4 protein-coding genes and 1 pseudogene are annotated in these 4,544 nt (G+C 55.1%); 2 read left to right on the top strand and 3 right to left on the bottom strand.

The features are described from left to right. A partial coding sequence (locus CINSTRO3249_RS12995) for an integrase core domain-containing protein (RefSeq protein ID WP_143146879.1) occupies positions 1 to 229 on the top strand: 229 nt, incomplete at its 5' end. Positions 230 to 267: 38 nt separating this feature from the next. On the opposite strand, the pseudogene CINSTRO3249_RS12990 reads toward CINSTRO3249_RS12995, so the two are convergent. The 3 genes and pseudogenes from CINSTRO3249_RS12990 to CINSTRO3249_RS12980 all read right to left on the bottom strand — a co-directional run. Continuing rightward, positions 268 to 687, bottom strand: a pseudogene (locus CINSTRO3249_RS12990) (ABC transporter substrate-binding protein); the annotation flags it as partial. Positions 688 to 1,229: 542 nt separating this feature from the next. Beyond that, positions 1,230 to 2,636: a bifunctional threonine/serine APC transporter ThrP gene (locus tag CINSTRO3249_RS12985; RefSeq protein ID WP_074013582.1), complete on the bottom strand. Its 1,407-nt coding sequence runs from the start codon at positions 2,634 to 2,636 to the stop codon at positions 1,230 to 1,232. Between the two features lie 973 nt (positions 2,637 to 3,609). After that, complete coding sequence (locus tag CINSTRO3249_RS12980) at positions 3,610 to 3,798, bottom strand: con-10 family general stress protein (protein ID WP_074013581.1); 189 nt, start codon at positions 3,796 to 3,798, stop codon at positions 3,610 to 3,612. Positions 3,799 to 4,337: 539 nt separating this feature from the next. Here CINSTRO3249_RS12980 and CINSTRO3249_RS16770 point away from each other — a divergent pair. Next, a partial coding sequence (locus CINSTRO3249_RS16770; RefSeq protein ID WP_143146902.1) for a hypothetical protein occupies positions 4,338 to 4,544 on the top strand: 207 nt, incomplete at its 3' end.

Raw genomic sequence — 4,544 nt, 5'->3', positions numbered from 1 at the left:
CGGCGACTCCTACGATAATGCGATGGCAGAGAGTATCAACGGGTTGTACAAAACGGAGGTTATCCACCGCGGGAGCTGGAAAAACCGGACGGAAGTGGAGTTGGCCACGCTGGACTGGGTGGACTGGTACAACAACAGAAGGCTGCTCGGGCGGCTGGGTTACATCCCTCCTACTGAAGCCGAAATGAACTATTACGCTTTGCAATTAGCATCAGAGGAAGCGGCGTAGTATTGCCAAAATTACTCTCTAATAAACTCGGGGTTATTCATAGAGCTCATACCGCGCTCGGTGATTTGCGGGTTGGTGGATCCGGGCGTGATGGCGAGAATGCCGGCATCGTCATACACCTCCGAGGCCGGCATGGTGGAAGACGAGCAAAAATGGTCGATGACCGCCGCGACATGGGATTGATCGACCAGACGGTTGGCTACCGCAACCGCCTGTTTGGGCTCGCAGGCGTCATCCCCCTGCACCAGGGTGATTTTCTCGCCGTTGATCCCGCCGGCGGCGTTGATATCCGCCGCGGCCTGGCTGGCGCCGCGCCAATATTGATCGCCGTAGGTTGCGTTGGGGCCGGAAAACGGCCCGGCGACGCCGACGGTGATATCGGCATGGGCCGCAAACGCCGTGCCGAGACACCCTAACAATAAAGCGGCAAGCGGAGGTGCTATCGGTTTCAGAGACATTATCGTGTTCCTTAATGCTGGATTATTGGAACGCCTTGGGCGTTAATCGGCAACAAACTCTGCAGTAACAACGTTTAACCAATGAAGACAGATGATGAACACGCAACCGCCAATCACGATTGCTCAGGCCAGTCAGCCAAGCAATATCCCTGCCATATCGGCAAAGGAGGGCCAACTGCGGGCAGGCAATACCGAGCGGCCTATTACCCCGTCGGTTTTTTAAGCGTAGAGGGGCGGGCGCACCAATCCGGTGCGTGGGTTCTAATTTTTTGGAAATAATGGAAAATAAAAGTGAGAGGGAATAACGACTGACGCACCCGCCGGCTATGTTTATTCACGCCGCCGGGGAAACCCTTTCCCCTGTCGGTGGTGGGACGGTGCAGCGTCCCGGCACGTCGCGCCGGGTGAACCGCCGAGCTCGCGCGCCGCGCCGAATATAGCGCAGCGGCCAGAACGCCCGCAAGCGGGTGGTACAACGCGTATTGCACCACGACGACCCGCATCTCAACGCGGCGAGCTGGCACCGAAGATCAATGCTCCCATTACCGCTTGGACGACGCCGCCGCGCGACAGCCGCTGGCGGGGGTGCTACGCCGGCCCAGGCCGCACAGGCGATAGATCAGGGAGATACTCAGCAAAAACACACTGCCGACCGTCAACGACATGCGGGTGTCGGGGTTTAACGCCATCCCCAGCAGCACGCAGCACAAAAACGCCATGGTGAAATAATTCACCCACGGAAACAGCACCGATCGGAAAGGATGGTCGCGCATCGCCTGATGATGTCGGCGGCGAAAACGCAGCTGGCTTATCAGCACCACAAACCACGGCACCATGCCCGGCAATACACTGGCGCTGTAGACGTAGACAAAAACCTGGCGCGGATTGGGAATGACATAATTCAGGCAAGAGCCCATCAGCAGCACCACGATCGACACCGCCACCCCCGCCGCCGGCACGCCGTTTTGCGAAAGCCGCCCCATTGCCGCCGGCAATTGACGGTTGTTCGACAGCGCATATAACATGCGCCCGCAGCTGTACATCCCGCTGTTACAGCCCGACAGCGCCGCCGTCAGGATAACAAAGTTGATAATTCCCGCCGCAGCGGTGATACCGATTTTCGCAAAGGTCAACACGAACGGGCTGCCGTTGGCCCCAATTTGGCTCCACGGAAATAGCGTGACGATGACAAAAATGGCGCCGACATAGAAGATCAAGATGCGCCAAAGAATATTGCCAATGGCGCGGCGCAGCGTCACCTGCGGATCTTTTGCTTCCCCCGCGGTAATGCCAACCAGCTCAACGCCTTGATAAGAGGCCACCACAATGCACAGCGCGATAAGAAAGCCTTTCCAGCCGCCGGCGAAAAAACCGCCGTTAGCGGTCAGATTGGCCAGCCCGACCGGATGACCGCCGTTGCCGATGCCGAGGAAAATCACCCCCAACCCGACCACAATCATGACGATGATGGTGGTGATTTTTATCAAGGCGAACCAGAATTCAATCTCGCCATATAAACGCACCGCCGCCAAATTGGCGGCCGCCACCAACCCAACCGCCACCAGCGCTGGGATCCACTGCGGCAGGTCGGGAAACCAATATTGCACATAGACGCCAATGGCGGTGATTTCCGAGATCCCCACCGCCATCCACATAAACCAATAACTCCAGGCGGTCAGGTAACCAAAAAAGGGGTTCATATACCGGTGGGCATAGACGGCAAACGAGCCTGTTATCGGTTCCAGGTAGAGCATTTCCCCCATGGCGCGCATGATGAAAAACACAAAAATACCGGCGATGATATAGGCCAACAAAACCGACGGTCCAGCCCATTGCAGCGTGCTGGCCGCCCCCATGAACAAACCGACGCCGATGGTGCCGCCCAGCGCGATCAATTCTATGTGGCGGGCTTCAAGACCTCTGCTTAGCCCCTGTTGTTCTCCCCTCATATTCCCCCAATATCACCGCCGTCCGGCAGTCCCGTTAAAAAATGGCGATTAGAGTAGCCTATATTGCCGGTCAGCGCAGGTAGCAAAACACCCCGTTGCTGAAAAATCTCCCTGCCCGTCGCATTTGCGGCCCTCAGCGCTGCCTTGTGCCCCCCTCCGGCCCGTCGATCGCGGATTAATAGCGTCGAGGGGAAAGAGCAGCATCCGCCGCGGCGCAACAAGCATTGCAGAAGGTGTGGCCCGCCTGGCGCTAAAGCCAAGCGTTGGGTAGCGTCGCTATGGCGCGCAACCTCGCACCAAAAAAACGAACTGGGTGGCGTCTGTGGCATGTACCCATAACAGGCCATGACTGTCGCAGGTGTAATGCTCCGCAGGAGGTACAGTTGTATTGTGAGTGAAATCACGACCAAGGAAGTAAAGGGTGTAGCGGGTCAGCCGTCACCGTCTGACAAAAACCTACGCGATTTCTCCCCTGCGGTAAGGGAGCCGACGGCGCGAGACAAGTGGCGCCTGCAGGTAATCACAGAAGCAGTGACAACGTCTGTATCAATGACGAAAGTGCCCACCTGTACGTCAATGAAGGAGGTGCCTATCTGTACGTCAATGAAGGACGTGCCTATCTATTCGTCAATGAAGGAAGGGTTTAGATAGGCGTCAGCAACGAATGCGCCTGCGTAGGGGTATACAGCGTGCGCACAGAACAACATTAATGTGCGCATAGAGCAACATTGCTGCGGCAAACGATTGTCGTTGTCAATAGAGCGCGAGTCGTCGCGTGCCGGCGACAACATCACCACGACGAAAGGCGATGATTAAACAGACGCCGCCGCCATCGGCGACATGCGTCCGGTGACCAAGGGCCCAAGGGCCCAAGAGAGAAATCGCCGCAGACGAAAACGGTGTCTCACGCTGGCGGGTGCGTACAGATCGCTGCAGCGCAAATCATGTTCCCCGCGCCTCTCCTGAGGGGGGTTTATTTGGCGGAAGCCGGCTTTCTGCCGCCGCCATGGCTGTTGCGGCCACCTTTCTCCCCTGCTTTGGACGCACGCTGCGGATCGTTTTTAAAGTTTCCGCCGCTCATCTGACCGCCTTTCTTCCCGGCGCTGGATGCTTTCTCACGATCTTCGGCAAAATTGCCGGAACCACCACGATGTGTTGCCATCTTTAACCTCCGATGAAAAGGACGATATACCCTTGAGACATCACTCTTTAATATTTTGCTAATTAAAAAGCACTTGCCGGCTCACTCACGCTTAATTTGGTGTTTTAAGCGAAGGGGTTATTTAAGGGTAGTCAACTTAACGGCGCTGGCAAGCGTAATTAACACCTTGAAACATTCAAGCACAGCGGTGAGGGCAATTGACCAGACATTGTTTCTGACGCGGTGAAATTGCATAAGAATAACGCTTCCGCCGGATGATATGGGCTATCGACACCCACTGACATAAACGGTCTGGCTTACGCGTAGGGTGTGCGTTAACGCCTGTGACACGCCGCATCAGGACTGGCTTGCAGCACTCTGACAGGAGAATTGGCGGCAACATCAAGCAACCAGCCTATAATTATACTAATAGTAATTATTTTTAAATTAATATTTAATTATTTCATATACAGAGATATCTATTTATTAAGCGCATCGTCATTCCTGCCATGTTATTTCAGCTTAATGATGAATATCACAACGTTAACGCGAGGTCAGCCATGTCGCAGAAACCCCAACAGACACCACAACAGAATCGAGAAAATCGCCCGAAAGATGATCCCGGTAGCGCCCCTGAATCCATAGGTATCTACACATTTATCGTGATACCTGTTATTACTTTGCAGAATGATTTCAACCTATCTGTTGGCGGGATTGACTCTCGCCTTACCCGCCGATATCAGACGCTGGTTAAACAGCATATGACG

The organism is Candidatus Sodalis sp. SoCistrobi (assembly GCF_900143145.1).
Lineage (GTDB): Bacteria > Pseudomonadota > Gammaproteobacteria > Enterobacterales > Enterobacteriaceae > SoCistrobi.
This window is presented reverse-complemented; position numbering and strand designations above follow the sequence as displayed.

Coding starts and splice junctions, on each gene's coding strand:
- CINSTRO3249_RS12985 (WP_074013582.1), bottom strand. CDS start 2,636: ATGAGGGGAGAACAACAGGGGCTAAGCAGAGGTCTTGAAGCCCGCCAC.
- CINSTRO3249_RS12980 (WP_074013581.1), bottom strand. CDS start 3,798: ATGGCAACACATCGTGGTGGTTCCGGCAATTTTGCCGAAGATCGTGAG.